Here is a 2766-nt window from a genome sequence, read left to right on the forward strand (position 1 = left end):
CGCAAGAGATGCGATGGATGTCTGGTGATTTGTAGTCATAAATTTTAGTCCCCACTTGTTTTTAAGTGGGGACTAAATTAAGGCTTATAGGATGAATTCATAAGGTGTGTTCAGCGGACGCTTACGTCAGATCAAGCTTTTCGATTAGATGTTAACGTCGATTTAGATATAAAAAGACAAAGATAAAATCATTTGGCTTTTACAATCTAATGGGTAATTTAGAAAAAATTAATCCAGATGGGATTCAAATGCTTTTAAACGTTTATAAATCGACATCAGCTCAATAATGGTCGGCCAAGATAAAATCAGATATTGGAAAGACTCACGTACTTTTCCAAATACATTCAGGATTTGCATCATCAAACCCAGGGTGATCGTTCCTGCTGCAATACTCGGAAACAGGATAAATAATCCATAGATATTGTCTAACTGTAAGTACCAGATCCGGACCAGGTTGAAATAGGCATAGTGAAAATACAGACGGAAATAATTCCAGCGTACCCGGCTAAACAGTTCTTGCAGTGTCAGCGGATGAGCCCGATCAGCATGATCCTCTCCGTACACCAGTTCTTTACGGTAAGCAGCCTCAACTTTCTGGTTATTAAACTCCAGTCCTGGCAGTTTCATCCCGACCACCATCAAAATGACGGTACCCAATACGGCCCATCCAATAGAAGCCCACATTAAAGCATGCGGTATTTCTCCCACAATTGGCAGAACCTTTACATGACTTGAAAGCTGGTACAGGATAGGCAGAAACGCCATCAATAGCATCAATGCTTCGATCAGGGAAACACTCAGCTGTTCCGTGGTTTTGGCAAAGCGCATGGTATCTTCCTGAATACGCTGGGATGCGCCTTCAATATGACGCAATTGTTCCCAATGTGCCGTGTAATAGTTATTCATCGCGGTACGCCAGCGGAACACATAATGGCTGACGAAAAACATATTAAATACGGCCAAAGTGACGTAAATCATGGCGATATAAATAAAGGTTAAAGCTTCTTGATAGAGAAGTGAAACATCTCCGCCACCGCTGCCTAGCATTTTCTGGATCTGGTCATAAAACGGGCTATACCATTCATTTAAAACGACATTGACCTGTACTCCAAACCAGATATTAAACAGGATAAAAGCCGAGCCCCAGACTGACCAACGCTGCCATGGATGTTGTGCTTTCCACGTCCAGAAGAGAGCAAATATGGCAGTGGCAAGAAAAAACCAAAGGTAGAACCAGAGAAACTTGGCTGACCAGAAACGACTGATACCGATAGCGAGACTTTCCTCAGAATAGCCTTCAGGGAAACCCAAATAGACTCCCCATCCTGAACCGCCAGTATGCCAAAGCACAAGATTAAGGATAAACCACAAAATCAGGCTGCTAAAAAACCAGACGGGTTGCGGGAAAAATGACTTGAACATGCTGACCTAGTTCTCCTTCTATCTCTTGGTCATCCAAATGACGCCTAGTTTATTCTTATTTTAGACTTTTACTGTTATAAAGCATTAATTTTCAATTTAGTTTAAAAAATAACATAGCGATGCATAGTCCCTTATAAAATTTATTTTTATAGATTTTCAAAACGTATTTTTCTCTTAATGAGTCTTTTTATTCTGGATTAGCCTATCTAAAGCTCCAGAGGCAATCAGGTGCATGAATCATCAAGTTTTTGCCTTATGTATTTTTAAATCCTGTACATCAGTACGGCCTGTCTGTTTTATTAAAAACGAATATAGCTTCTTAAAATTCTATAAATAGAATGAAATCAAATACTCAATAATGCCTTTATAGATGTTTAGATAAAGGTTTTGCTGCTACTGAAGTAAATAAATCATTGACCTAGTTCTCATTTTTTGCAGAAATAGTTAAATTTTCAAAAATCATGCTATGATTTAACTCTCGAAAAGTAATCTTATTTTGGAATAAAACTATGGAAAGTTCGGTAATTGAATTACTTAAACCATTGACCTTAGAAAAGGAAAATTGCACCCCGATTATTTTTGAGGCAGGCACTGTTTTGAAAGTGGTCATGCAGACTCCCACCAGTCTTTTGGTCAGTAATGATGATGACTTTAACTTCACAATTCCTTTAAAAGATGAAAATGAGCTGTGGAGAGAGCTCTAAGCACTTTCTCCATTTTGAACAGACGGGTTGTATCTGTGCCAGCTGCTGAATTGATATGATACGGCCCTCAACTAAGCTTCCTTTTGAATGTAAGTTATCGTTATTTTATTCCCTTCTTAAAATTCATTTCTCTTCTTTTCTGAGAAGTCCTTAGCAGTCTAAGCGGGATATGATTCGTACAAAAAATAACTTTATAGTTGAAAATCCACCTATTTTTTGGCCTGGACTAAATAATTTTCACCCGTTTTTCCCTTTTTATGTAAGTTCCAGTACTTAAAGGATCTTCTTTCCTTACACACCTTTTCTTTAGCTTAACTTCATCTAAGCTCAACGTCTTGATTTTGAAACCTGAATATTCTAGCTATTTATGACCAGTAAATTAAAAAAACCTCAGTCTATATGAAGGATTTTTTATACCAAATGATAAAATTAAAAATCTAATAATGAGAAAAACTTGAATCTGTAAAACTAATTTCAAAAACCCTAAAACATCGTCCAATTTTTATATCCAATCGGCTTTGTTGCACAAACCTATCTGTAAAGGCTTTTTCAGCGATATAATTTTCAAATGAAGAAGCCTACACACAAAATCTACCGCACAACCAATTGGCCCGCATATAACCGAGCACTCATGAGTCGC

At 37.6% G+C, this 2766-nt stretch carries 2 protein-coding genes; one reads left to right on the top strand and one right to left on the bottom strand.

The window, feature by feature from the left end:
- Positions 1–228 precede the first annotated feature (228 nt).
- Complete coding sequence (sbmA, locus tag FTV30_RS15815) at positions 229–1422, bottom strand: peptide antibiotic transporter SbmA (protein ID WP_005096155.1); 1194 nt, start codon at positions 1420–1422, stop codon at positions 229–231.
- Positions 1423–1931: 509 nt separating this feature from the next.
- Between sbmA and FTV30_RS15820 the strand changes: the two genes are divergently transcribed.
- The gene (locus FTV30_RS15820) at positions 1932–2126 is read left to right on the top strand and encodes a hypothetical protein (protein ID WP_005096148.1); all 195 of its coding nucleotides are present in this window, start codon (positions 1932–1934) and stop codon (positions 2124–2126) included.
- Positions 2127–2766 lie beyond the last annotated feature (640 nt).

The organism is Acinetobacter sp. YH12255 (assembly GCF_013417355.1).
GTDB classification, from domain to species: Bacteria; Pseudomonadota; Gammaproteobacteria; order Pseudomonadales; family Moraxellaceae; genus Acinetobacter; species Acinetobacter pseudolwoffii.